General features: G+C 60.1%; 21 protein-coding genes. 12 read left to right on the top strand and 9 right to left on the bottom strand.

Annotated features, from left to right (window positions below):
• Positions 1-154: 154 nt before the first annotated feature.
• A complete protein-coding gene (gene yihA / locus M2401_RS08490) occupies positions 155-790 on the bottom strand; it encodes a ribosome biogenesis GTP-binding protein YihA/YsxC (RefSeq protein WP_259101497.1) in 636 nt (211 codons plus the stop codon).
• A gap of 358 nt (positions 791-1148) precedes the next feature.
• Between yihA and M2401_RS08485 the strand changes: the two genes are divergently transcribed.
• The 6 genes from M2401_RS08485 to M2401_RS08460 all read left to right on the top strand — a co-directional run bounded on the left by M2401_RS08485 (position 1149) and on the right by M2401_RS08460 (position 8204).
• Positions 1149-1763, top strand: coding sequence for a cytochrome c (locus M2401_RS08485; RefSeq protein ID WP_259101496.1), 615 nt, complete (start codon positions 1149-1151; stop codon positions 1761-1763).
• A 198-nt stretch (positions 1764-1961) separates the two neighbouring features.
• On the top strand, positions 1962-2603 hold the full coding sequence (locus M2401_RS08480) for a thiol:disulfide interchange protein DsbA/DsbL (RefSeq protein WP_259101494.1): 642 nt from the start codon (positions 1962-1964) through the stop codon (positions 2601-2603).
• 6 nt (positions 2604-2609) lie between these two features.
• Positions 2610-3485 (top strand): endonuclease/exonuclease/phosphatase family protein, encoded by an 876-nt coding sequence (locus M2401_RS08475; protein WP_259101493.1) that lies wholly within the window; start codon positions 2610-2612, stop codon positions 3483-3485.
• A complete protein-coding gene (locus tag M2401_RS08470; RefSeq protein ID WP_259101491.1) occupies positions 3482-5614 on the top strand; it encodes a GGDEF domain-containing protein in 2133 nt (710 codons plus the stop codon). The genes M2401_RS08475 and M2401_RS08470 overlap by 4 nt, the downstream gene beginning before the upstream one ends.
• 93 nt (positions 5615-5707) lie before the next feature.
• Complete coding sequence (locus tag M2401_RS08465) at positions 5708-6487, top strand: N-acetylmuramoyl-L-alanine amidase (protein WP_259101489.1); 780 nt, start codon at positions 5708-5710, stop codon at positions 6485-6487.
• A gap of 97 nt (positions 6488-6584) precedes the next feature.
• A complete protein-coding gene (locus M2401_RS08460; RefSeq protein WP_259101488.1) occupies positions 6585-8204 on the top strand; it encodes an EAL domain-containing protein in 1620 nt (539 codons plus the stop codon).
• A gap of 128 nt (positions 8205-8332) precedes the next feature.
• Here M2401_RS08460 and M2401_RS08455 read toward each other — a convergent pair whose 3' ends face one another.
• Entirely contained in the window at positions 8333-10120 is a 1788-nt protein-coding gene (locus M2401_RS08455; protein WP_259101486.1) for a KinB sensor domain-containing domain, read from the bottom strand.
• 7 nt (positions 10121-10127) lie between these two features.
• On the bottom strand, positions 10128-11474 hold the full coding sequence (algB, locus tag M2401_RS08450) for a sigma-54-dependent response regulator transcription factor AlgB (RefSeq protein WP_259101485.1): 1347 nt from the start codon (positions 11472-11474) through the stop codon (positions 10128-10130).
• A 245-nt stretch (positions 11475-11719) separates the two neighbouring features.
• Here algB and M2401_RS08445 point away from each other — a divergent pair, with 245 nt between their 5' ends.
• From M2401_RS08445 to M2401_RS08420, 6 genes are all read left to right on the top strand, one after another.
• On the top strand, positions 11720-12568 hold the full coding sequence (locus M2401_RS08445) for a BON domain-containing protein (protein WP_259101483.1): 849 nt from the start codon (positions 11720-11722) through the stop codon (positions 12566-12568).
• Positions 12569-12789: 221 nt separating this feature from the next.
• Complete coding sequence (locus M2401_RS08440) at positions 12790-13083, top strand: hypothetical protein (protein ID WP_259101482.1); 294 nt, start codon at positions 12790-12792, stop codon at positions 13081-13083.
• Between the two features lie 48 nt (positions 13084-13131).
• Positions 13132-13296 (top strand): DUF1328 domain-containing protein, encoded by a 165-nt coding sequence (locus tag M2401_RS08435; RefSeq protein WP_025257796.1) that lies wholly within the window; start codon positions 13132-13134, stop codon positions 13294-13296.
• Between the two features lie 2 nt (positions 13297-13298).
• On the top strand, positions 13299-13766 hold the full coding sequence (locus tag M2401_RS08430; protein WP_259101478.1) for an inhibitor of vertebrate lysozyme family protein: 468 nt from the start codon (positions 13299-13301) through the stop codon (positions 13764-13766).
• A 668-nt stretch (positions 13767-14434) separates the two neighbouring features.
• Positions 14435-15766, top strand: coding sequence for a glutamate/aspartate:proton symporter GltP (gene gltP / locus M2401_RS08425; protein WP_259101476.1), 1332 nt, complete (start codon positions 14435-14437; stop codon positions 15764-15766).
• A gap of 235 nt (positions 15767-16001) precedes the next feature.
• A complete protein-coding gene (locus tag M2401_RS08420; RefSeq protein WP_259101474.1) occupies positions 16002-17246 on the top strand; it encodes a nucleoside recognition domain-containing protein in 1245 nt (414 codons plus the stop codon).
• 119 nt (positions 17247-17365) lie between these two features.
• On the opposite strand, the gene M2401_RS08415 is transcribed toward M2401_RS08420, so the two are convergent.
• Genes M2401_RS08415 through M2401_RS08390 form a run of 6 tightly spaced genes read right to left on the bottom strand, consistent with a single transcriptional unit; the run spans position 17366 to position 23471 of the window.
• A complete protein-coding gene (locus M2401_RS08415) occupies positions 17366-18001 on the bottom strand; it encodes an ABC-type transport auxiliary lipoprotein family protein (RefSeq protein WP_259101473.1) in 636 nt (211 codons plus the stop codon).
• Positions 17998-18936, bottom strand: coding sequence for an MlaD family protein (locus tag M2401_RS08410; RefSeq protein WP_259101714.1), 939 nt, complete (start codon positions 18934-18936; stop codon positions 17998-18000). Before M2401_RS08410 ends, M2401_RS08415 begins: the two co-directional genes overlap by 4 nt.
• Positions 18937-18938: 2 nt before the next feature.
• Entirely contained in the window at positions 18939-19742 is an 804-nt protein-coding gene (locus M2401_RS08405; protein ID WP_409033891.1) for an ABC transporter ATP-binding protein, read from the bottom strand.
• On the bottom strand, positions 19739-20926 hold the full coding sequence (locus M2401_RS08400; RefSeq protein ID WP_259101472.1) for an ABC transporter permease: 1188 nt from the start codon (positions 20924-20926) through the stop codon (positions 19739-19741). Before M2401_RS08400 ends, M2401_RS08405 begins: the two co-directional genes overlap by 4 nt.
• Positions 20927-20933: 7 nt before the next feature.
• Positions 20934-22043 carry a DUF2914 domain-containing protein gene (locus M2401_RS08395; protein ID WP_259101470.1) on the bottom strand — a complete coding sequence of 370 codons (1110 nt, stop codon included), beginning with the start codon at positions 22041-22043 and terminating at the stop codon, positions 20934-20936.
• A gap of 51 nt (positions 22044-22094) precedes the next feature.
• Positions 22095-23471: a pitrilysin family protein gene (locus tag M2401_RS08390; protein ID WP_259101469.1), complete on the bottom strand. Its 1377-nt coding sequence runs from the start codon at positions 23469-23471 to the stop codon at positions 22095-22097.
• Positions 23472-23508 lie beyond the last annotated feature (37 nt).

Raw genomic sequence — 23508 nt, 5'->3', positions numbered from 1 at the left:
CCCCCGGTCTGATCTTGCGATTGGCCGAAAAGCCTTTCAATGCTCCTAGTTGTGTTAAGTGTTGGCAGATATCTGGAACCCACCCTAAGGTTCCGGACTTAAACCCCGAACTTCCCCTCCCCATATGAAGTCCGGGGTTTTTTTTGCCCGCGATTTACTCGGCGGGCGCCTTGTCTTCCAGCTCCATCCAGCCTGCCAGCACCACATAAGCCTCTTCCAGGCCCATGCGCTTGGGTGCCGAGAACAGCTGGATAGTGACGGCGTCACCCCAACCCTTGCGAATATCGGACTGCACCTTGAGCAAGGTATTTTTTGCCGCGCCATAGGTCAGCTTGTCGGCCTTGGTCAGCAGAATGTGCATCGGCATCTGACTGGCGATTGCCCAATCCAGCATCAGCAGGTCGAAGTCGGTCATCGGATGGCGGATGTCCATCATCAGAATCAAGCCCTTCAAGCTCTCGCGGCTACCCAGATAGGCCTCAAGGTGGCGCTGCCAGTGCAACTTGAGCGGAATCGGCACCTTGGCGTAGCCATAACCTGGCAAGTCGACCAGGCGGCGCTCATCGTCGAGCTGAAAGAAGTTGAGCAGCTGGGTGCGGCCCGGAGTTTTGGAAGTTCGCGCAAGACTGGCGTGGGTCAGCGTGTTCAGTGCACTAGACTTACCAGCGTTGGAACGACCGGCAAACGCCACTTCGAAGCCTTCGTCGTCAGGGCACTGATCGACTTTGGCGGCGCTGAGCATGAAGGTTGCCTGTTGGCACAGACCGAGGATTGGATTCTTGAGTTGCATGTGATTTCCGGTGAGGCCAGCGCCAGCAGGGGTGCGGCAAGAGGTGTCATTTCCGTTTAAGCGACGCAAGTATATAATGCCGCAGATTTTGTGTGTGTTTTGTCCCGTATCACGGCACCAAACACCGCTATAGCGAGAACCAATATTGCGCATTAGAACGCAATCCGCTTTCAACCTGATAAGGGTTTCGCTAGCCATGAAGACTTTGGCGCCGTTCGCGACAGGGGATTCAAAGCGATGCCAATGCGTGGACAGTGCAGGGACAGCAGTAGTTAAGGGCTTGTGAACCATCACAAAAAAGTGAGCAAACCCGATCCCTCTACTAACTTTTCACCTTAAAGCCGATTTGGATTACCTGATGAACAAAATACTCGTGAGTCTGCTCCTGAGCCTGGGCATTTGCGGTGCGACCCAGGCTGCCGATCTGATCGGCAACGCTGCGGCCGGACAAACCAAGGCCGCCGTGTGCGGTGCCTGTCACGGTCCGGATGGTAACAGCATGGCTCCCAACTTTCCGAAGCTGGCCGGCCAGGGCGATCGTTACCTGCTCAAACAACTGCATGACATCAAGGACGGCAAGCGTACCGTACTGGAAATGACCGGCCTGTTGACCAACCTCAGCGATCAGGACATGGCAGACATCGCCGCTTACTTCTCGAGCCAGAAAGGCTCGGTAGGTGCCGCCGATCCGAATCTGGTCGCCAAGGGTGAAGCGCTGTTCCGCGGCGGCAAGCTGGACCAGGGCATGCCATCGTGCATCGGCTGTCACTCGCCTGACGGCGCAGGCAATTCCCCGGCCGGCTTCCCGCATCTGGGCGGTCAACATGCAGCCTATATCGCCAAGCAGCTCACAGCATTCCGCGAAGGCGAGCGCACCAATGACGGCGACACTACTGTCATGCGTTCCATCGCCGCGAAGCTGAGCAACAAGGATATCGAAGCCCTGTCGCAGTACATTCAGGGCCTGCATTGATAATTAAGGGATCGTTAAGAAATCGGCTCAAATAAATAGAAATCTTTTCACATGATTTGAGTGGCTACACGGTGTTAAAAAGGGCGGCCTCGGCGGCCCTTTTTTGTGCCTGCCAGCGTTACACTAGCGAACTGATGTCTCCACGATCTGTCTATTACGGTCATTGGAAGACGACTCAAACTGTCTCAGGAGTTAAGCATGCGTAATCTGATTCTCAGCGCCGCACTGGTTGTTGCCAGCGCATTCGGTATGTCCGCCCAGGCGGCTGAGCCAGCCAATGCCGGCCAACCCTACGTGGAGCTGAAGAGTGCCGTACCTGTCTCCGAGCCAGGCAAGATCGAAGTCGTGGAAATGTTCTGGTACGGCTGCCCGCACTGCTACGCGTTCGAGCCGACCATCAATCCATGGATCGAGAAGCTGCCGGCTGACGTTCACTTCGTCCGCATTCCAGCCATGTTCGGCGGCCCATGGGATGCCCACGGCCAACTGTTCATCACTCTGGACACCATGGGTGTAGAGAAAAAGGTTCACGCAGCGGTATTCGATGCTATTCAGAAAGGCGGTAAGCGCCTGACCGATCCAAACGACATGGCTGAATTCGTGGCCACCCAGGGCGTCGACAAAGCCAAGTTCCTCGAAACCTTCAACTCGTTCGCCGTCAAAGGCAAGATCGCGCAGTACAAGGAATTGGCCAAGAAGTACGAGATTACTGGCGTACCCACCATGATCGTCAATGGCAAGTATCGCTTCGACATCTCCTCTGCCGGCGGCCCGGAAGCAACCTTGAAACTTGCTGACGACCTTATCGCCAAAGAGCGCGCTGCGGGCGTGAAGCAGTAAGCGGCCATGCGTCGCTGGCGTAGTGAACGTGTAGTTGGCCGACCTGATCCCAAGGTCAACGAACACCACCTGCAGGCAAGCGCACTCCCGGCTGACGGTCGGCTGCGCTTGCTCAGCTTCAATATTCAGGTGGGCATCAGCACCGAGCGCTACCAACATTACCTGACCCGCAGCTGGCAGCATCTGCTGCCGCACACCGGGCGCGCCAACAACCTGCAGAAGATCGGCAACCTGCTCAATGATTTTGATCTGGTCGCCCTGCAGGAAGTCGACGGCGGCAGCATGCGCTCGGGCTACGTCAATCAGGTCGAGCATCTGGCTCACTTGGGCGCGTTCCCTTACTGGTATCAACAGCTCAATCGCAATCTCGGGCGTTTTGCCCAGCACAGCAACGGCGTACTCAGCCGCCTGTGCCCGACCGCCCTTGAAGACCATCCGCTGCCAGGCCCTGCCGGGCGCGGGGCGATTCTTGTGCGTTTTGGTGAGGGCGCGGACGCACTGGTCGTGGTGATGATGCACCTCGCCCTGGGGGCACGCACTCGAACCATGCAACTTGCGTATATTCGCGACATGATCAGCGATTATAAGCACCAGGTTCTCATGGGCGACATGAACACCCATGCCGTCGACCTGCTGGAACACTCGCCATTGCGCGATCTGGGGCTGCTCGCTCCGCAAGTCGAAGCGACTTTTCCCAGCTGGCGGCCGCAACGCTGCCTTGACCATATTTTGCTCAGCCCTACACTGACCCTCGAACGGGTTGCAGTGCTGGCCCAACCCATATCCGATCACCTGCCCGTAGCCGTGGAGATCCGCCTCCCCGATTCGCTGCGCAAGGACTCGCTGCCTGTGCCAGGTAACCCTGCCGGACCCCTTGCATGAGCGAAGAAGCAGAGCGCTGGAAAGAGAAATACCTCAAGGGCATCGAACAACAGGACAAACTCGAACGGCGCTGGAATGCCCGCCTCGACCTGTTGCGTCGCGGCCTGGTGCGCAGCAGCCTGGCGGCGGAAGGCACCGACAAGGCGGTCGACCTGTGCATGAAGGAAATGCGCGAGATCGTGCGCAAGGACGATATGGACGCCGGTCTTGCCGGCCTCATTCCGCGACTGGAAAAAGCCGTGCTCGACTCCGAGCAGCGCCGCGAAGTGCGCGTGGGGCAAATCAGCAGCGCGCTGGCTGCACTGGTCACACAACTGCAAACCCTGCCGCTGCCGCGGGATGTCAGCAAGCCACTCAAGCGCTTCGCCAAGGATCTTGAAGAACGCGCCGGCCAGGCCCGGGAACTGCCGCTACTGCTCAGCGAACTGAGCGGCCTGCAGGGCCAGGCACTGACCTATCTGGAGAAAGACGAAACCGAGCGCCCCGGCCTGCTGCAACGCCTGTTTGGCAGCAAGGAAGCCGGTCATGACGAGACACAGCCGGCGCCCGCGGCCTCTTCGCCAACCGCCAGCGCACCCCAGGCTGCGCAGCATAGCGGCGATGACGACGACGAGGATGATGACGTAGCAACTGTGGCGCCCACCCCCGCAGCGCCAGCAGCAACGGCAAAACCGGCAGCACCTGCTGCATCTGTCGCCGCTACTGCCGTGACAGAGGCAGTTCCCGCCGCAGCGGTGATGGCCGCACCGGCTGCAGCCCCGACTCCGGAGCCGATAGCCGCAGCCGAGCCTGTTCCAGTCAACGCTCAGGACGAACTCGTAGCCGCCCCCGAGCCCGCGACACAGGCACCGGCACCGGTAACGAGCGCGCCTGTCGCGGCTCCGCTCGCCACTCAACACGAAGCTCAAGCGGTCGCCCCCGTCGTCGATCCGGCGCTGGAGTTCCTGCTCGCCCCTACCCCAGCCGTGGAGTTCGACTACCGGCCCGAGATAGCCGCCAGGGACGAGAGCGAAGAAAGCGGCGAAGAAGGCGAAGAGACCGAAGGCGAAGGTGAATTCGCCCTGCCGTCCTCCCCTGAGCCCAGCTACAGCTCGGTCGCCGCCCATATCGAAGAAACCCTGCTGGGCCTGCTCAACGATCTGGTCCTGCCCGAACACCATCGGCCCCAGGCCGAAGCAATGCGCCTGCGCCTGGAACACGGGCTTAACTGGTACGAATTGCTGCCGATCCTCGACGATCTTGCGGTATTGATGCTGGCAATCACCGACGGTGGTCAGCACGAATTTGAAATTTATCTGCAACAGCTCAACGAGCGTCTGGAGTCATTTCAGAGCAACCTGCAAGCAGCCAGCGAAGACCACGCCGACCACCACGCCACTTCACGCCAGTACGACAGCCAGCTGCGCGAACAGGTGGGTGGCTTGCAGACCAGCGTTCAGGGCGCGGCAGACTTGCCAACTCTCAAGCACATCCTGGAAAGCCGCCTGGAAACCCTGATCGGCACCATGGACCACCACCAGCAGCAACGCGATGCCCGCGAGCAGGAAGTGGCAGCCAAGCTGCAAGGCCTGTCTGCACGGGTGGCTACCATGGAACAGGAAGCCTTGGGTTTCCGCAGCCACCTCGAAGAACAGCGGCAGAAAGCCCTGATCGACCCGCTGACCAACCTGCCCAACCGCGCGGCCTGGGGCGAGCGCCTGGAGCAGGAAACCGACCGCTGGCAGAAGAACAAAAGCAGCCTGCTGATGTGCATCTTCGATCTGGACCATTTCAAGCGCATCAACGATGGCTACGGCCATCTGGCCGGCGACAAGGTCCTGAAGATCATCGCCAGCCAGCTCAAACAGCGCCTGCGCTCGGAGGATTTCATCGCCCGCTTTGGCGGCGAAGAATTCGTCATGCTGCTGCCCAACACCACCGTCGGCACCGGCCTCGTCCACCTGGAAAAGCTGCGCGCCGCCGTGGAAGCGTGCCCGTTTCACTTCAAGAGCGAGCCGGTGACCATTACTGTATCGATCGGCGTAACCGCGCTGCGTCAGGGCGAACGCACGGATGTGGCGCTCAAGCGCGCGGACCAGGCCTTGTACCGCGCCAAGGAAAACGGCCGCAACCGCGTCGAACAGGGTTAACAGCCTGACACACTACCACTACAGTCAATATGCAACCTCGGCACAGCATTACGTTATGCTATTGCATTTCCTGCCAGCCAGGCCCGGTGTGTCATGAAACTGCTGCTTTCTCTGTTTTTCTTCGTCTTGCTGACCTCCTGTGTCACCGCCAACCGGTACGACACCAGCCACCTGACGCCCACCAATCATGACAACCGCGTGCAATACGTCATCGTCCACTACACCTCCGCCTCGCTGGAACGCTCCCTTGAGCTACTGACTCGCGGCGAGGTCAGCAGCCATTACCTGATCGGCGATTCACCGGCGACCATCTACAAGCTGGTCGATGAAAACGACCGCGCCTGGCACGCCGGGGAAAGCGAGTGGGAAGGCCGCACCTGGCTCAATTCCAGCTCCATCGGTATCGAGATCGTCAACCCTGGCTACACTGACTCGCCGACCGGACGCGTCTGGTATCCGTACAACGAAGATCAGGTGCAGGCACTGATTGTGCTGCTAAAAGATGTGATCGCACGCAATCATATCGATCCGCGTCATGTCCTCGGCCACAGCGATATCGCGCCTTTGCGCAAGCTCGATCCTGGCCCGATGTTCCCGTGGAAACGCCTCGCCCAGGAAGGCATCGGCATCTGGCCCAACGAAGCCGAGGTCGCTCGACGCCAGGCCATGATGATTGAAGAAATCCCCAGCCCGGCCTGGTTCCAGCAGCAACTGGCGCGTCTTGGCTATGCAACCCCGCAAACCGGTGAGTGGGACGTAGCCAGCCGCCATGTACTGGCCGCCTTCCAGATGCATTACCGTCCCGAGCGCTTTGATGGCGAGGCCGACGTGCAAAGCGCAGCGATTCTGCAGGTTCTGAATAAAAGCGAGTAAGGACCAGTACTTATCTTGATCAGTGCCGTTCGCCGCATAAGCGTGCTTTTTTTCTGACGCTTGCTATACCTGATGGGTATCTACCGAGATGCCCGCAATGTTCAACGCTGCAAGCTTGCGAACCCTATTCTGCCGCCCTTTGCCGCTGGCCCTGTCCGCAGCACTGCTCAGTGCCGTGCTGCTGTTATGCGCCAGTGCCGGGCTGGCGGTGCATCAGGCCAGGCAGAACGAGAGCGCGCAGATGAACGCCCAGGGCTCGCGCTTCCTGATCCGTCTTGAGCAGTTGTTCGCTCAATTGCGTGCAGGGCTCGACCAACTGGAGGCGCAACCCTTGCGCCAATGCACACCGCAACTGGTCGAGCGCCTGCGCCAGGTGATTTTCAGCTATCGATTTATCTACGAAGCGGCGTACGTGGGCGACGGTCAGGTTTGTTCGAGCTGGTCGCGACCCAGCATGCTGGCGCCGCCAAGGGCCCCGGACATTCGCGGGCCTGCTTATGATTACTGGCTCAACACGTCAGCCCAGCCGGATGACAACCTCGCCGCCCTGGTATTGGGTCGCGGGGACTTCCGGGTCTCTACATCCCGCGGCCATCTGACCGATGTCGTCGACCTGCCCGCGAAAGCCAGTCTGTTGGTGGTGCTCAATAACGGCCTGAAGGCCATACCGGTACTTGGAGCGGATCAGCCTTGGCCGCCGACCCCGGATTGGTCCAACACCAGCTCCCAGACCTTGATCAGCACCGGCACGCAGCTGATTTACCGCATGCCTACGCAAAGCCCCGAATATCAACTGGTGGTCATCGCCCCGCGCAGCAGCCTGCAGCAAAACATCACTGCCGCATGGTGGCTGCTGGTGCCGATCAGCCTGCTGATTGCATTATGCGTCGGCGCATTGGTGCTACAACTGGCCCGGCAGCGCCGCTCCCTCGGCGGGGAGCTGCATGGCGCTGTGCGCCGTGGCGAGCTGCAGGTGCTGTATCAGCCGATATTCGACCTCGACAGCCGCCTGTGCGTCGGCGCTGAAGCATTGGTGCGCTGGCGGCGCCCGGACGGTACCCTGACCAGCCCCGACCTGTTCATCCCGCTGGCGGAAAATACCGGGCAGATTCGCCAGATCACCGACTTCGTCCTGCAACAGACGCTGGAACAGCTGGGGCCATTGCTACGGGCCAATCCACGGCTGTATATCTCGGTCAATCTGGCGGCCTGCGACGTCATGGCCCCACGTATCGGCCGGGTCACGGCGCGCCTGCTGGCCCTGCATAAAGTTGCGCCGCAGCAAATCGCCTTTGAAGTAACCGAACGCGGGTTGATCGATGTGGTAGTGGCGCGCAATCATCTGCAAACCCTGCGTGATCGCGGCCACCAAGTGCTGATCGACGATTTTGGCACCGGTTATTGCAGCCTGGCCTATCTCCAGACCCTGCCGGTGGACTGCCTGAAAATCGACAAGGCATTTATCGACGCCCTCGGCCATGACGCGGCCAGCAGCGGCGTCGCCCCTCACATCATCCGCATGGCCCACGCCCTGCAACTGCGCGTGATTGCCGAAGGCATCGAGTTTGAGGCACAAGCAACGCTGCTCAGGAGCGAAGGCGTGCTCTACGGCCAGGGCTGGCTGTTCGCCCGACCGCTGAGTGCAGGTCAATTCCGGGAGTTGGTGACAGGCGGGCGGCGCAGACAGAAGGGACGGCGCACGGATGATGTGGCGTAAATCAAAGGTATAAGCGAATTATGTGGGAGCGAATTCATTCGCGAAGCTGTTTAGTCAGGCGATGTAGATGTACTGAATCTACCGACCTCTTCGCGAATACATTCGCTCCCACCATGCTTGTTTCACTTCTAAACCGGCAACGCCATATAGAACTGCGTCCCCTGCCCCGGCCGTGAATACACACCCATGCGTCCGCCATGCAACTGGACGATTTCCTTGCACAGCGCCAGCCCAAGACCCGCGCCGCCTTTCTTGCGGCCGACCTGGACGAACGGCTCGAAGATCCGGCCCTGCTGCCCGTAAGCAATGCCCTCGCCGTTATCTTCGACACCGATGATCAGCCGCTCGGCGTGACGTCGGGCCTGCAGGCGGATCAGGCCATTGTCGGGCGTGTGGCGCAGGGCGTTGTCGAGCAGGTTTTCCAGCACCCGATCCAGCTGCGCGCGGTCGGCATGCAGATGCGGCAGGGTGCCCTGCATCTCCACCATCAGCACAATCCCGCGCTCCTGGGCCTGAGCTTCATAGCGGTCACGCGTGTGCTCAAGCAGTTCGTCGACGGCGATCGCGCCAAGGCTGAGCTTTTGCAGGCCATTCTGATAACGAGAGAAGTTCAGCAGGTCGTTGATCAACTGCATCAGGCGCTGCATTTCTTCGTTGACCGTGGTCAACAGGTCGGTTTCCCGGGATTCGGAAGGGAAATGCAGACGCTCCTGCAACAGGCCGAAAGCCATATGCATGCCGGTCACCGGGGTGCGCAACTCGTGAGAGGCGCGCAGGACAAACTCGCTGCGTACCCGCTCGAAGGCACGCTGTTCGGTGACATCGTGCAGAACCATCACCGCTCCGAGAATATGCCCCTTGGTGTGGCTGACCGGAGTCAGGCTGTAGGTCAGCAGGCGCGATTCGCCATCCACCTCCACACTCAGGTCTTCAGGCGCCTGATCCGGCGTACCGCCGCGCAGGGTCAAATACAGCTGCTCGTCCATTTCCGGACGTTCCAAGGCTTCGCCAAGGCCCTGACCAAGGCGCTCCTCGTCCCAGCCCAACTGACGCTGGGCCACGGGGTTAAGGTGCTCCAGGCGACCCTGACGGTCGATGATCAGCAGGCCGTCGTCGATACTGTCGAGCACCGCCTGCAAGCGTTGCTGACCGGCCAGCAGTTCATCGATATTGGTGGCCTGATGCTGGCGCAAGGCTTCGGCCATGATGCCAAAGCGGCGGGTCAACTGGTTCATCTCTGCCGCCGACGAAATCGGCAGTGTCACCTCGAAATTACCCTGGCCGATATTGTCCGCCGCCTTGGCCAGCGCCTCGATGGGCGCGCCAAAGCGTCGGGCGATACCGTGAGCGGTGATGAAACCTATGCCCAACACTGCGATACCGACCAGCCCCAGCAGCCCGGCAATCCACAGCGCGCGCTGGCGCGAATCACTCTCGGCCTCGCTGATGCTGTCCAGAGCGAGCTTGTGCGAAGCCAGTAGTGAAGTGCGCAAGGCATTGAAACTGGAACTCAGCGCCGGGTTGTCGCGCAGACTGCGCGAGCCGCCATCAGACTGCTCGTAGGTGTCGATAAAGCTCTTGTAAGCCTGGGAAACGTCGCCGAAGCCTGTGCGAAGGTGGTTCTCGCGCTCATATTCAGTCGCGCCGCTTAACAACTCGCTGAATTGCGCCTGCGTGCTCCTCAGGACATCACCATCCGGCCTGCCCTTGAGCATGATCACCAGTTGATCACCCAGGTTCTGCCGCAGCTTGAGCCCCATGTCGAGGGTTTCAAAGCTGTGCTGAATCAAAACTTCCTGGGTCTTGGCCATCTGCACGACACTGACCAATCCAAGCAGCAACCCCAGCAAAGCGACGGTGATCAGCGCCGAAATGCTGAGAAATAGCCGGGTTCTTAACTTCATCGCCAGTTTCATGGGCGGGTCACAGGTTGTACTGCTTGCGTTTGCGATACAGCGTGGAGGCGTCAATGCCCAGGGTCTTGGCTGCCTGATCCAGAGTGTCGCTGGTGGCAAGCACGGCACCGATATGGGCCTTTTCCAACTCATCAAGACTCAATGCGGCGCCGACACGCGGGGCGTTGTTGGTCGGCTGCTCACCCATTCCGAGATGACTGACTTCCACCCGCTCCTGCCCGCAGATGATGCTGGCACGCTCGATTACGTTGCGCAGCTCACGGATATTGCCGGGCCAGCGATAGTTGAGCAGGGCTGCCTGGGCCTCTTCACTGAAACCACGAGCCGGGCGCGCGTAATCCTTGACGAAGCGGGCGAGAAAACGATCGGCCAGGGTCAGGATGTCTTCGCTGCGCTCGCGCAATGGCGGCAGGTTTAAGGTGATGACGTTCAGACGATACAGCAGGTCTTCACGGAAACGACCGCTGCGTACCATGTCCTCCAGATTGAGGTTGGTGGCCGCCAGGATCCTCACGTCAGCGCGACGGGTAACCGGGTCGCCCACACGCTCGTATTCCTTGTCCTGAATAAAACGCAGCAACTTGGGTTGCAACGTCAAAGGAAAATCGCCGATCTCGTCGAGAAACAACGTACCGCCATCTGCCTGATTGACGCGGCCCAGCGTGCTCTCGCTGGCGCCGGTAAACGCGCCGCGGCTATGGCCGAACAACTCGCTTTCCATCAGTTCGGCGGTCAGCGACGGACAGTTGATCGTGACGCACGACTTCTTGGCGCGCTTGCTCCAGCCGTGAATGGCCCGGGCCAGCTCGCCCTTGCCGGTACCGGACTCGCCGAGAATCAGGATGTTGGCATCGGTATTGGCAACTTGCCGCGCGGTTTCCAGCACAGCCATCATCGACGGGCTGTGGGAGTCCAGACCGTCCTTGGGCTTGCGCACTTCGCCTTCCAAGGCTTCAAGGCGCGCCGACAATTGTCGTACTTCGAGCTGTTTGGCCGTGGCCAGACGCAATTGGTCCGGGCTGCAGGGTTTGACCAAGTAATCGGCAGCGCCGGCTTGAATGGCGTCCACCGCCGTATCCACTGCCGAGTGCGCGGTCACTATGACTACGCGCATCCATGGCGCCTGAATGCGCATTTGTGCCAGCACCTCAAGGCCGTTGTCTTCGCCAAGACGCAGGTCGAGGAAACACAGATCGAACACCTGGCGCTGCAACAGCGAATCGGCCTGGGCCGCGCTGTTAGCCGTAGCGACGGTGTAGCCCTCGTCTTCAAGGCAATAGCGGAACGTTCGCAGGATCGCGGATTCGTCATCCACAAGCAGAATACGGCCCTGAATCTCAGTGGCTTCTTCCATTTTTCCTACGCTCCTAAGTGAATGATCTTGGTTAGTCACGGAATAATCGTGCAAGTTGCATGGCGAATTCTGATTGATTATGCGGGCTGCATGGTATCTATCTGCCAAGATTTAATTTAACCGACTGAATTTAAAGGGTATTTACCCGTATATCAGGGCTGGCACATGGCTTGCGAGGTTCACAGGCTTGTCTAAGCACATGACAAACCTGAAAACCCACGCATCGCCATCAATGGAGACGTGCCATGCCCCCGCTGAAAAAGCTCGCCCTGGCCACCGCCACCACCATAGCCCTTGGCCTGACCCCGCTCATGGCCAGTGCGGCGCAGAACGACCTGCCCACTCAATTGGCCGAAGCCCGTCAAGAAGGTTCAATCTGGACGGCCTTCGCCCTCAATCGGCACCTGAGCCCGTTCAAGATCGACGTACATGTCGAACAAGGCACTGCGGTGCTCAAGGGCAAAGTGGAAAACCAGGTCGACCGCGAACTGGCCGAACGCATTGCTCTCGACACCCAAGGCATTCAAAAGGTCGACAACCAGCTGGAAATCGACGCCAACGTCGCCGCCGAGCCGGGCACCAAGGCCAATATGGCCCAGCGCTTTGAGGACGCGACCCTCACCGCCACGGTGAAATCCAAGCTGTTATGGAACAGCGTGACTGAAGCGCTGAATATCGACGTCGATAGCGAGGCCGGCGTGGTCACCCTCAAGGGCCGCGCGACCAGCCCCGAAGGCAAGGATCTGGCCGGCAGCCTGGCGAGCAATACCGATGGTGTGACCAGTGTGAATAACCTGATCAGCATCAGCGCCGCCGACTCCATCGCCTCGCGCACTGAACCCCAGACCAGTAATCCCGCCGAGCAGCTCAGCGATGCGTGGATCACCAGCAAGGTGAAATCCAGCCTGATTTATAGCCGCAATCTGGACGGCTTGAATATCAAGGTCGAGACCAAGGACGGTCTGGTCACCCTCAACGGGGTGGTCGCCAATTTCGCCGAAAAGGAACTGGCAGTGGAAATTACCCGCAACATCCGTGGGGTCAAAGGCGTCAATGCAGATGCGCTCAAGGTGATGGCACGCAGTACGGGCTGACCCAGAGTCCCTGCGAGCGATCATGCAAAACGCACGACGCTAAATGTTTAATCGTGCAGGATGCTCGCAGGAAGATTCCCACATCAATTATAACTAACTGATTTTATTGTACTTTTTATTTAAAAAAAGCTGGCATGCAGGCTGCAATATCTCCTTCAAGCAAGGCCGGGACGTATCGGCCACAACAAGATTGAATGCCACTCAGGTGGAAGGAGCTTCGGATGAACAGCCTGCACTTTGCCAAATCAAAGGTTTCCCCAGCGCACATCCAGCAAGGCCTGTTTTTGAGCCTGGCGCTGTTGGTGACTTTGATCGTGGTTCAGCAGTTCGTTCATTGGACCTCCGTCGATCAAACCCCTGCGGTCAACCGCATTTCCATGATTCATCACACCCCTTTCACCGCAGCGACCGCGCCTGTTACCAAAGACGCGGCACTGAGCTTCACGTCTGTAGAAAACCAGGCGGCAGCCAAAGAAGTGGGTGAAATGCCGCAACGTCAAAGCTGGGTCTTCTGATCCCTCTGTTGCTTACTTGATTTAAAACGGAAAGAAAGGAGATTCACCATGTTGAGTTGGGCTATCACGTTTCTGATCATCGCCATTGTCGCCGCCGTACTGGGCTTCGGTGGTATCGCAGGCACTGCAACTGGTATCGCGAAGATCCTGTTCATCGTGTTCCTGGTGATGTTCGTAGTGTCGTTCTTCTTCGGTCGCCGCGGTCGAGGCTGAACATGCTGACTCGTTGGCAGTCACTGGTCGCCGCCCTGCTAGTGGGCGGCAGCGCCAGCGTCATGGCAGGCAATGACGGGCAATCTCGGGTTAATGAGCTGCTGCACGCCGCCCCCGAGTACCGTGAAACCTGGACGGGCCTGGTCAAACGCGAGGAACGTTTACCCGATTGGGTGATCAATCTCTCCGGCGCCAGTACCGAGCAAATGTCTGCAGTGACCGAAAAAGGCGAGAAATACCTGGTCGGGCCACTGTGCGAAACAGCAGATAGCTGCCGAAACAAACGCCTGATCGTGGCGTTCAGTTTCGACAAACAGGATGCCTATGCGATGTTGGTCGAGGTGCCTGCTGGCTTGCCAGCGGACAAATCTCCGACGCGCCATGACACCGTCCGTTATCTGGGCAAACCCAATGAGGGCATGCAGGCTCTGTTGCAAGAAGAGCTGCGCAAAGACCCGAACTGGTACTGAATCACGACGAGAGCACGACACTGTGCTCTCCGAACGCTGCGCCACCCGAGGACGGTGCGCGCATGACCAAGGGGCCGGGATGCGCTGATGAGGTTAATCGGTGTGACCTAGGGGCACAGGGAGTGCCTCCGATGAGGGCCGGGTCAGGTGAGGCGACAGGACCGGTTTCAACAGGAAGGACGTCAGCGACTTCCTCCCTGCCAAGCCGGTCCTGCTCGACCTATAAATCGTCAATCCCTTGAGCCGACCTGAAATAAATCAGCCACTTATCGAGAATTTTCATCCTCCCACCTTGCAGCTGATGTGACGTTCTTTATTTGAAACACATCTCTTGTTGCCCTCCCTTGCCACGCTACAGGCGACGTTTTAGCCAGCCTGAAGCCGAATAGCGGCATTTCGTCACGCCCTCCTTCCAGTCGCCTGCGGCTTTATCCGCCCCCAAGCGTTATGCCGATTCGGCATGGGGTAGTCATTTACGGCATTAGACGCACCCCGCCTGCATCGGAATAGTTGCGCCTTTTTTCGCCTGCTACAGAGCTGGGACGCTCGTTTGCAGTGATCTTCAGGGCAATTCTGGATCCATTTCGGCGTAAAAAGCCCATGCCTGAAAACGGCACGGGAAATGTCGGTTTCAGAACCCCTGGCCACTTGAAAACAAGGGTAACGATATGAAGAAGGCAAAACTGAGCCTCGCCTGGCAGATCGTCATTGGCTTGGTACTGGGCGTCGCGCTGGGGGCGCTGCTCAACCACTTCAGCGCCGAGAAGGCCTGGTGGATCAGCAACATTCTGCAACCGGCAGGCGATATCTTCATTCGCCTGATCAAGATGATCGTCATCCCGATTGTCGTATCGTCGCTGATCGTGGGGATCGCCGGGGTTGGCGATGCCAAGAAGCTGGGCCGCATCGGCCTGAAAACCATCATTTACTTTGAAATTGTCACCACGGTCGCCATCATCGTCGGGCTGGTATTGGCCAATCTATTCCATCCAGGCAGCGGCATCGACATGAGCACCCTGGGTACTGTGGATATCTCCCAGTACCAGAAGACCACTGCCGAAGTTCAGCATGATCACGCCTTTATCGCGACCATTCTCAACCTGATACCCTCGAATATCTTCGCCGCTGTTGCCCGTGGCGACATGCTGCCGATCATTTTCTTCTCGGTACTGTTCGGCATGGGCCTGTCGGCCTTGCAAAACGACGTGCGCGAGCCTCTGGTCAAGGTATTCCAGGGCGTTTCGGAGACCATGTTCAAGGTCACGCACATGATCATGAACTACGCCCCGATCGGTGTGTTCGCCCTGATCGCCGTGACCGTCGCCAACTTCGGTTTCGCCTCGCTGCTGCCACTGGCCAAGCTGGTGATCCTGGTTTACATCGCGATTGCCTTCTTCGCCTTCGTGGTCCTGGGCCTGATTGCTCGCCTGTTCGGCTTTTCGGTGATCAAGCTGATGCGCATTTTCAAGGATGAGCTGGTGCTGGCCTACTCCACCGCCAGCTCCGAAACCGTGCTGCCACGGGTCATCGAGAAGATGGAAGCCTACGGCGCGCCGAAAGCCATCTGCAGTTTCGTGGTGCCGACCGGCTACTCGTTCAACCTCGACGGCTCGACCCTGTACCAGAGCATCGCCGCCATCTTCATCGCCCAGCTGTATGGCATTGACCTGTCGGTCGGCGCTCAGATCATGCTGGTGCTGACGCTGATGGTCACCTCCAAGGGTATTGCCGGTGTGCCGGGCGTGTCCTTCGTGGTCCTGCTCGCGACCTTGGGCAGCGCTGGCATCCCGCTGGAAGGCCTGGCCTTTATTGCTGGCGTCGACCGCATCATGGACATGGCCCGCACCGCGCTGAACGTAATCGGCAACGCCTTGGCCGTGCTGGTCATCGCGCGCTGGGAAGGCATGTACGACGATGCCAAGGGCCAGCGCTACTGGAACTCCCTGCCGCACTGGCGCAGCAAGGAAGCCATTCCGGCAGGCCGTACCGCCGCCGAATAACCCCGGCAACGCAGCACACACAAACCCCGACATCTTCGGGGTTTGTTGTTTCCGGGGTGCCACCGCTATCATCGCCGCGTCACATAAAAATCCCACTCGGTGTGGGGGTTGTTGTGGGACCGGCTTTAGCCGGGAAGACCGGTTACCAGACGATAGAAGAGTATCGGCTGGACCGGCGCTTTCCCGGCTAAAGCCGGTCCCACAATCCGTAGTTTTCAGTTGAAGGATCCGCCTGATGCTCAATGGCCTATGGCTCAGCTTTTTTCTCGTGGCAGCGGTGTCGGCACTGGCGCAATGGCTGGTGGGCGGCAACGCCGGGATCTTTGCCGCGATGGTGGAAAGTATCTTTGCCATGGCCAAGCTGTCGGTTGAGGTGATGGTGGTGCTGTTCGGCACTCTCACTCTTTGGCTGGGCTTCCTGCGTATCGCCGAGCGGGCCGGGATCGTCGACTGGCTGGCCAAGGTTCTTGGGCCGCTGTTCTTGCGCCTGATGCCGGGCGTGCCGGCCGGGCACCCTGCCCTGGGCCTGATCACCCTGAACTTCGCTGCCAACGCCCTGGGCCTGGACAACGCCGCCACGCCGATCGGCCTGAAGGCCATGCGCTCGCTGCAGGAGCTTAACCCCAGCGAAACCACGGCCAGTAACGCGCAGATCCTGTTCCTGGTACTCAATGCGTCGTCCCTGACCCTGCTGCCGGTGACGATTTTTATCTATCGCGCCCAGCAGGGTGCCGTGGACCCTACCCTGGTGTTCCTGCCGATCCTGCTGGCAACCAGCGCCTCGACCCTGGTGGGTCTGCTGTCGGTGGCCTTCATGCAGCGCCTGCGCCTGTGGGACCCGGTGGTGCTCGCGTACTTGGTGCCTGGCGCGCTGATCCTGGGTGGCTTCATGGCCCTGCTGGCGACCCTGTCGGCCACGGCCTTGGCGAGTCTGTCGTCGATCCTCGGCAATCTGATGATGTTCGGCCTGATCCTGCTATTCCTGATCGTCGGCGCGCTGCGCAAGGTCAAGGTCTACGAGATGTTTGTCGAAGGCGCCAAGGAAGGCTTCGACGTGGCCAAGAGCCTGCTGCCCTATCTGGTGGCGATGCTCTGCGCAGTGGGCGTGTTGCGCGCATCCGGGGCGCTGGACTTCGGTCTTGAAGGCATTCGCCATGTGGTGCAGTGGCTGGGCCTGGACACCCGTTTCGTCGATGCCCTACCCACCGCGCTGGTCAAACCGTTCTCCGGCAGCGCGGCCAGGGCCATGCTGATCGAGACCATGAAAACCCAGGGCGTGGATAGCTTCCCGGCGCTGGTGGCGGCGACGATTCAGGGCAGTACCGAGACCACCTTCTATGTGTTGGCGGTGTATTTCGGCGCCGTCGGCATCCAGCGCGCCCGGCATGCAGTGGGCTGCGCCCTGCTGGCGGAGCTGGCCGGAGTGATTGCGGCGATTTTCGTCTGCTATTGGTTCTTTGGGGCTACCGCCCAGGGTTAGTGATAAAACACGCCTGCGTTGGAGCGAGGCTTGCCCGCGAAAGCGATTTATCTTTCATAACAAATGTTTTGAATGTATCGGCCTCTTCGCGGGCAAGCCTCGCTCCCACGGATCTGCGCTTATCTTGAGGAAGGGTGATTCTTGCTCCCTTCCTGCAACGTCCACTCCAATACCTGCCACGCCAGCTCGTTGCTCGCAGTGTCAAAAGCCGCAACTACCGCCGGTACTTCCTTGCCCTTGGCTGGCTGACGCACTTCGAAGCGGTGACCGGCGATGATGCGCTGGCGGTCGTCGACCAATCGCGCGTCGTAGCGAATCACCACGTCAATCGCCGCCCCCCGGTATTCGCTCTGAAAGGCCAGCAGGTCGCCATTTAGCTCGAAATCGGCCTGCAGATTAGTGTCATCGGTGCTGACAGCCTGCACCCGATGGTCGGTGACGAACAGGTCGCGAATCTGGTTACGCAGCATCAGCGGCCCGGCGTCGCTCCAGCGCGCGCCTTTGTAGCTGCTGATCAGGTTGTCCTGGGGCACCACGGCAATGCGCGGGCTGTCCAGAGCCTCGCTGGCCTTGGGCCGATCGATGCGCAGGGACCATTGCACCAGCTCTTTGGTGCCGGTCAGGCGCGAGTAAGGCCCGCCGTGCAACTGATAGACATCCATCGGTTCAGCAGGCGGCAAGATCGAGCAGGCGCTGGATAGCGCCATCGCACTCACGATCAAGCAGCGGCCTACCACTGATTTCAGGTCTGTCATGGTTCAAACTCCTTGTTCTTGTCACGCCCGAGCAAATAGCCGCTGGGGTTGGCTTCCAGACGCTTGGACACCGCCCGCAGCGAGGCCAGGGTCTCGCGCAATTCGTTGATGGCGGGGCCGAGGTCATTGAGGCCCTGCATGCCGCTGTCCAGAGACTGGCGGTTGTCTTTGAGCAGGCCGTTGATGGTCGCCGTGCTTTGGGCCAGGGACTTCATCGCCTGCTCGGCACTGGTGAATGCCTGCTTGCCCTCATTGTTAAGCAGGCCGCCAGCGCTGCGCATCAGCCCGGCGGTCTGCTCCAGAGTGGCACTGGCCTGCTTGCTGAGCTGGCCCATCTGCTTGAGGGTCTGGCGGATGTCATCGCGCTGATCGGCGACAGCGCCGGTCGCCTGCTCCAGATGGGCGAGGGTGGCGGAAAGGTTCTGCACGTTCTCGGCGGAGAACATCTGGTTGGCGTTATGCAGCAGCTGGTTGATGCTGCTCATCAGGTCATTGCTGTCATTGAGCAGCCGCGAGATAGGCGAGGGCGAGGCGATGATCACCGGCAGGCGCCCGTCGAGGCCGATCAGCTCGGCACTTTGCGGCGTGCCGCCACTGAGCTGGATGATCGAGGTGCCGGTGATGCCCGTCAGCGCCAGCTTGGCCTGGGTGTCCTGCTTGATCGGGGTTTCGCCGACCAGGCGGATCTGCGCCAGCACCCGGCGCGGGTCCTTGGGGTCCAGACGCAGCTGCATGACGCTGCCCACAGTAATGCCGCTGTACTGCACGGCGCTGCCTTTGGTCAGGCCGGTCACCGCCTCGTTGAACACCACTTCGTAATCCTTGAAGGCGCTGTCGACACTGGACTTGGCCAGCCACAGGCCGAACAGCAGCGCCGCCGCCACCACGATCACAGTGAACAGGCCGATCAAGACATGATGGGCACGGGTTTCCATCATCAAACCTCTTTGGGCAGGGACATGGCGGAATAGGCAGCGCGTCCGCGCGGCCCGTGGAAATACTCGTGAATCCACGCATCCTGAGTCGCCGCGACCTTGTCGATGGGCGCGGCCACCAGCACGCGTTTCTGCGACAGCACCGCGACCCGGTCGGTGATGGTATAGAGCGTGTCCAGGTCATGGGTGACCAGAAACACGCTCAGGCCCAGGGCATCGCGCAGGGTCAGGATCAACTGGTCGAAGGCTGCGGCGCCGATGGGATCAAGCCCCGCTGTGGGCTCGTCGAGAAACAGGATGTCCGGGTCCAGAGCCAACGCGCGGGCCAGAGCGGCACGCTTGATCATGCCGCCCGACAGTGAGGCCGGGTACTTGTGCGCCGCCGACAGCGGCAACCCGGCCAGAGCCAGCTTGACCCCGGCCAAGTGCTCGGCTTCGTCGCGACTGAGCCGGGCGTGCTCAATCAAGGGCAGGGCGACGTTTTCCGTGAGGGTCAGGGAGGAAAACAGCGCACCCTTCTGAAACAACACGCCAAAGCGCCGCTCGACCTGGGAGCGAGCGTTCTCGGATAACTGCTGCAAATCCTCGCCAAAGACCCGAATGCTCCCGGCGCTGGGCCGCTGCAGGCCGACGATGCTGCGCAGCAGCACTGACTTGCCGGTCCCCGAGCCACCGACCACGCCGAGGATTTCGCCGCGATACAGGTCCAGATCGAGGTTTTCGTGCACGCTCTGGCTGCCAAAACGATTGCACAGGCCACGCACTTCGATCACCGCTTCACTGCGCAGGTGCGGACTCTTGATCACCAACCCATCTCCATGAAAAACAGTGCGGCCATGGCGTCGAGGACGATGACCACGAAAATCGACTGCACCACGCTGGAGGTGGTGTGGGCGCCGACAGACTCGGCGCTGCCGCTGACCTTGAAGCCTTCCAGGCAACCAATGGCAGCAATCAAAAAGGCAAAGATCGGCGCTTTGACGATCCCCACCAGAAAGTGCTGCACCCCGATATCTGCCTGCAACAACGAGAGGAACATGGCCGGGGAAATATCCAGGGACAAGGCGCAGACCACACCGCCGCCGATAATGCCGCAGATCATCGCCAGAAAGGTCAGCAGCGGCAGGGAAATCAACAAGGCCAATACCCGCGGCGCGACCAGCAATTCCACAGGGCTCAAGCCGAGGGTGCGGATGGCATCGATTTCTTCGTTGGCCTTCATCGAGCCGATCTGCGCGGTAAAGGCACTGGCGGTACGGCCGGCCATCAGAATAGCGGTCAGCAGCACGCCAAACTCGCGCAGGAAAGAGAACGCCACCAGGTCGACGGTGAAGATACTCGCGCCGAATGTTTTCAGCACCGTGGCGCCCAGGAACGCCACCACAGCGCCGACCAGAAAGGTCAGCAGCGCAACGATGGGCGCGGCATCGAGGCCGGTCTGTTCGATATGGGTGATCACCGACGTCATGCGCCAGCGCTTGGGGCGGGGCAGATTGAACACTACGGTTTGCAGGATCAGGCCGATAAAGCCCAGCAGTTGCAGGGTGTCGGTCCAGACCTTGTCCACTGCGCAACCGATACGCGCCAACAACTGCATGCCGACGGCAATTTCCGGCTCCTTGGCCGGGGCGCAGTAGTCACATAAAGCTGTCTGGATGGTTTGCAGCAGGGCGCGGCTGGACAGGGGCAGCTCCGGAGCATTCACCGCAAGTCTGGCCAGGCGTTCGGTGCCGAGCAGCTCCACCAACAGCGAGGCGCCTGCCGTGTCCAGCGCGCGCAGGCGGCTCATGTCCACCGGCACACTGGCGTCATAGTTGCTGCCAAGTGCGTCGGTCTGCTGCTTCAGCACACGGTAATGGGGCAGCGTCCAGTCACCGTCGATGCGCAGTTGCGCAGGCGTAGTCGAAGTATCCAGCACAGCGCTGCCGGCCCGTCCGGGGGCAGTGGCTGCCGGAGAATGGTCATGTGCGGTCAGCGTCTGCGTGGTCATGCTGCCTCTATTTCGCTGGAGCGTCTGCCTTATCGGGGGCCGAGTCATCGCGCGGCTTCAGGCCCATGGGTTTGACCACGGGGCTGGTCACCGCAGGCTGATCACCGTCGACCACGTCAAAGCGCAGCACACCGATCATTTGCCCGTCTTCGGTCAGCACCCGTACCTGCCAGTGGCCGACGATATCAGCCGGAAAGTTCTGTTTGTGTGTCCACGCACGATAGCCTTCTTTGCGCCCGCCATGAATGTTCATGGCAATGCGGTCCATTTCCACGCCATCGCGCGACCAGACGTGGAAAATCTGCTCGTCCAGGCCGCGCGGTGCGTTGATCGAGGTATAGGCGTAAAGACCGCCACTGCGCATCTGATTGGCGCTGATCTGCTCGATATTGTCGCCGGGAGTGCGGTTCTTCTCATCGAAGCTGGTGCTGACGGCGAACTCGGTCATCCACAGGGTGGCTGGCGGCACCCAGGAACGCAGGGTCCAGCCCGCCGCGCCGATGGAAAAGGTCATCAGCACCAGAACGATGCCTCGGCGCCAGGTATTGATGGGGAAACTCGTGGCCAGGCTGGGAAACGACAGCAGCATGGCAATACCCAGGGCCAGCTTGTAGCTCTCAGCGGTGGTCAGGTGCAGGATGATCGGCAGCGCCGTCAGCAGCGCGGCGAACAGGGTAAGCGTGTGCAGGGCCATGAACAGCCACCGCCGCGGCGCCAGCCAGTGGTAGTACAACGGGTCGGTGATGGAGATCAGCCCGGCGATGCCCAGTACCGTGGTAAACACCGACTGGCCGCTGTTCCAGGTGGTGGTGATAAAGAAGAACGGCAGGACGAAAAACAGGCTTTCCTGATGGATCATCTGGGTGCCGTAACGCAGCAGCCCCTGAGGAATCTCGCGCTTGAACAGCCGGGTGAACAGGGCGGTGGCGCTGTTTTCGATCATCAGCCACAGCCAGCTGATCAGCATCACCGTGGCAATCCAGGTGGCCAGGCCCTGTTGCCGGTCGACCAGAATGAAGCTGCAAATCCCCGAAATGAAACCGCCCGCCGCAATCACCCCCGGATAGCGCTTCATCAGGCCAAGCACGCGGGATATGTGGGCGTTCCAATCGAGCATTTAGGCGTTCGCTTTGTCGTTACAAAAAAAGGGGCCGCAGGATAACAGCCTCTACCTGCGCTTGCGCCACATGAGCAGCATGCACAGCAACAGCAGCAGGCCCGCGATGGCGGCAACCAGCCAATATAAGCCGTCGTAGCTCAATAGTGGCTTTTCAATACGCGTGTAGGGTGTCTGCACCAACAAACGATGCAGGGCCTGATTGGCGGTATCGACACTGACGGCCTTAATCCGCTTGGCGGGGTCATCGAAATGGCCGTCTTCATACTCGTTCAGCGAGCCCCAGTAGTAATCGGCCAAGGCGCTGTTGCCCTGCACGGCCCAGGCCTGCTTGGCGATCAGGGTCTGTTGCAGACGGGCGAAAGTCGCCGGATCCAGGCCGTCCTTGTTCAGGCGCTGCAGCAGGTTGTGAATATCGTCTTCGGCCTCATCGACATCGCGCCGGTCCAGATCGGCATTCAGGCTGAGGAAACCGCTGTCACCAAACACCTCGCGCTCGGCCCATGGCCCGTAGGACAAGCCATTCTTCAGGCGCAGATCGCTGTATAACGCCCAGTCGAGGTAGGCCTTGAGCAGTTCCAGGGTTTCGTCATGCTGCTCGCCCAGTTCGGGCTCCGGGTAGATCAGGTGCATGCGCGCGCCATCACCAAGCATGCCGCGCATCAGGGTGCGACGGGTTTCGGCGTGACCATCGACGGCAGGCAAGGGCGGATGATCGGTGGGTTCCACAGCGTTCATCTGGCCGAACGTACGTTCCAGGTAGCTCGGCAGCAGGCGGTCGAGATCGCCGACCACGATCAGGCTCATGTTATTGGGCGCGTACCAGCCTTTGTAGACGTCCTCGACCTGCTTGAGGGTCAGGTCGTCAGCTTGCGGACGCTCGGCGCATTTGAGCCCCAGTTCAACGGCCAACTGGCCGCTGGCGCTATGGCCGAGGTCGCGGCGGTCAAGCCAGCGTTGCAGGTGCGAATAATGGCCGCCGTCTTCACGCTCGACGATACGCCGGGCCGTTTCGAGGTCGCCCTGATCGAAGCGCGTACGGGTGAGGATTGCCAGCAGCAGGTCCAGCACCTTGCGCTGATTCTGCGCCGGCGCTTCGATGACGAAGGTGGTATCGGCGTTGCTGGTAAAGGCGTTCCAGTCGCCACCCAGGGCCTGCATGCGTTCTTCCAGCGCACCTTCACCGCCGTCATCGATACCACTGAACAGCAGATGCTCGAGCAGGTGCGGCAGTTCCTTGTCAGCGCAGGGGAAGTCATCGAAGCCGACACCCACTACCAGGCGAATCGCCACATGGCCTTTTTCATAGCCCGGTTTGAGCAGCACTTGCAGGCCGTTGGGCAGGAGATAGCCCTCCACCTGAAAGCGGTCGAGGGCGATCGAAGGCAGGGAAATCAGCAGCAGACAAGCGAACAGCAGGCAACGCATAAAGCAGGCTTCCTTGCGGGCCGGTACGTGTAACAGA

The sequence above is a fragment of the Pseudomonas sp. JUb42 genome (genome assembly GCF_024807945.1).
Taxonomy (GTDB): Bacteria; Pseudomonadota; Gammaproteobacteria; order Pseudomonadales; family Pseudomonadaceae; genus Aquipseudomonas.
The sequence above is the reverse complement of the archived record's forward strand: the minus strand, read 5'-3'. Positions and strand labels throughout refer to the sequence as shown.

What these genes read in the sequence shown, in the direction of transcription:
- yihA (WP_259101497.1), bottom strand. Translation starts at nt 790, where the DNA reads ATGCAACTCAAGAATCCAATCCTCGGTCTGTGCCAACAGGCAACCTTC.
- M2401_RS08485 (WP_259101496.1), top strand. Translation starts at nt 1,149, where the DNA reads ATGAACAAAATACTCGTGAGTCTGCTCCTGAGCCTGGGCATTTGCGGT.
- M2401_RS08480 (WP_259101494.1), top strand. Translation starts at nt 1,962, where the DNA reads ATGCGTAATCTGATTCTCAGCGCCGCACTGGTTGTTGCCAGCGCATTC.
- M2401_RS08475 (WP_259101493.1), top strand. Translation starts at nt 2,610, where the DNA reads ATGCGTCGCTGGCGTAGTGAACGTGTAGTTGGCCGACCTGATCCCAAG.
- M2401_RS08470 (WP_259101491.1), top strand. Translation starts at nt 3,482, where the DNA reads ATGAGCGAAGAAGCAGAGCGCTGGAAAGAGAAATACCTCAAGGGCATC.
- M2401_RS08465 (WP_259101489.1), top strand. Translation starts at nt 5,708, where the DNA reads ATGAAACTGCTGCTTTCTCTGTTTTTCTTCGTCTTGCTGACCTCCTGT.
- M2401_RS08460 (WP_259101488.1), top strand. Translation starts at nt 6,585, where the DNA reads ATGTTCAACGCTGCAAGCTTGCGAACCCTATTCTGCCGCCCTTTGCCG.
- M2401_RS08455 (WP_259101486.1), bottom strand. Translation starts at nt 10,120, where the DNA reads ATGAAACTGGCGATGAAGTTAAGAACCCGGCTATTTCTCAGCATTTCG.
- algB (WP_259101485.1), bottom strand. Translation starts at nt 11,474, where the DNA reads ATGGAAGAAGCCACTGAGATTCAGGGCCGTATTCTGCTTGTGGATGAC.
- M2401_RS08445 (WP_259101483.1), top strand. Translation starts at nt 11,720, where the DNA reads ATGCCCCCGCTGAAAAAGCTCGCCCTGGCCACCGCCACCACCATAGCC.
- M2401_RS08440 (WP_259101482.1), top strand. Translation starts at nt 12,790, where the DNA reads ATGAACAGCCTGCACTTTGCCAAATCAAAGGTTTCCCCAGCGCACATC.
- M2401_RS08435 (WP_025257796.1), top strand. Translation starts at nt 13,132, where the DNA reads ATGTTGAGTTGGGCTATCACGTTTCTGATCATCGCCATTGTCGCCGCC.
- M2401_RS08430 (WP_259101478.1), top strand. Translation starts at nt 13,299, where the DNA reads ATGCTGACTCGTTGGCAGTCACTGGTCGCCGCCCTGCTAGTGGGCGGC.
- gltP (WP_259101476.1), top strand. Translation starts at nt 14,435, where the DNA reads ATGAAGAAGGCAAAACTGAGCCTCGCCTGGCAGATCGTCATTGGCTTG.
- M2401_RS08420 (WP_259101474.1), top strand. Translation starts at nt 16,002, where the DNA reads ATGCTCAATGGCCTATGGCTCAGCTTTTTTCTCGTGGCAGCGGTGTCG.
- M2401_RS08415 (WP_259101473.1), bottom strand. Translation starts at nt 18,001, where the DNA reads ATGACAGACCTGAAATCAGTGGTAGGCCGCTGCTTGATCGTGAGTGCG.
- M2401_RS08410 (WP_259101714.1), bottom strand. Translation starts at nt 18,936, where the DNA reads ATGGAAACCCGTGCCCATCATGTCTTGATCGGCCTGTTCACTGTGATC.
- M2401_RS08400 (WP_259101472.1), bottom strand. Translation starts at nt 20,926, where the DNA reads ATGACCACGCAGACGCTGACCGCACATGACCATTCTCCGGCAGCCACT.
- M2401_RS08395 (WP_259101470.1), bottom strand. Translation starts at nt 22,043, where the DNA reads ATGCTCGATTGGAACGCCCACATATCCCGCGTGCTTGGCCTGATGAAG.
- M2401_RS08390 (WP_259101469.1), bottom strand. Translation starts at nt 23,471, where the DNA reads ATGCGTTGCCTGCTGTTCGCTTGTCTGCTGCTGATTTCCCTGCCTTCG.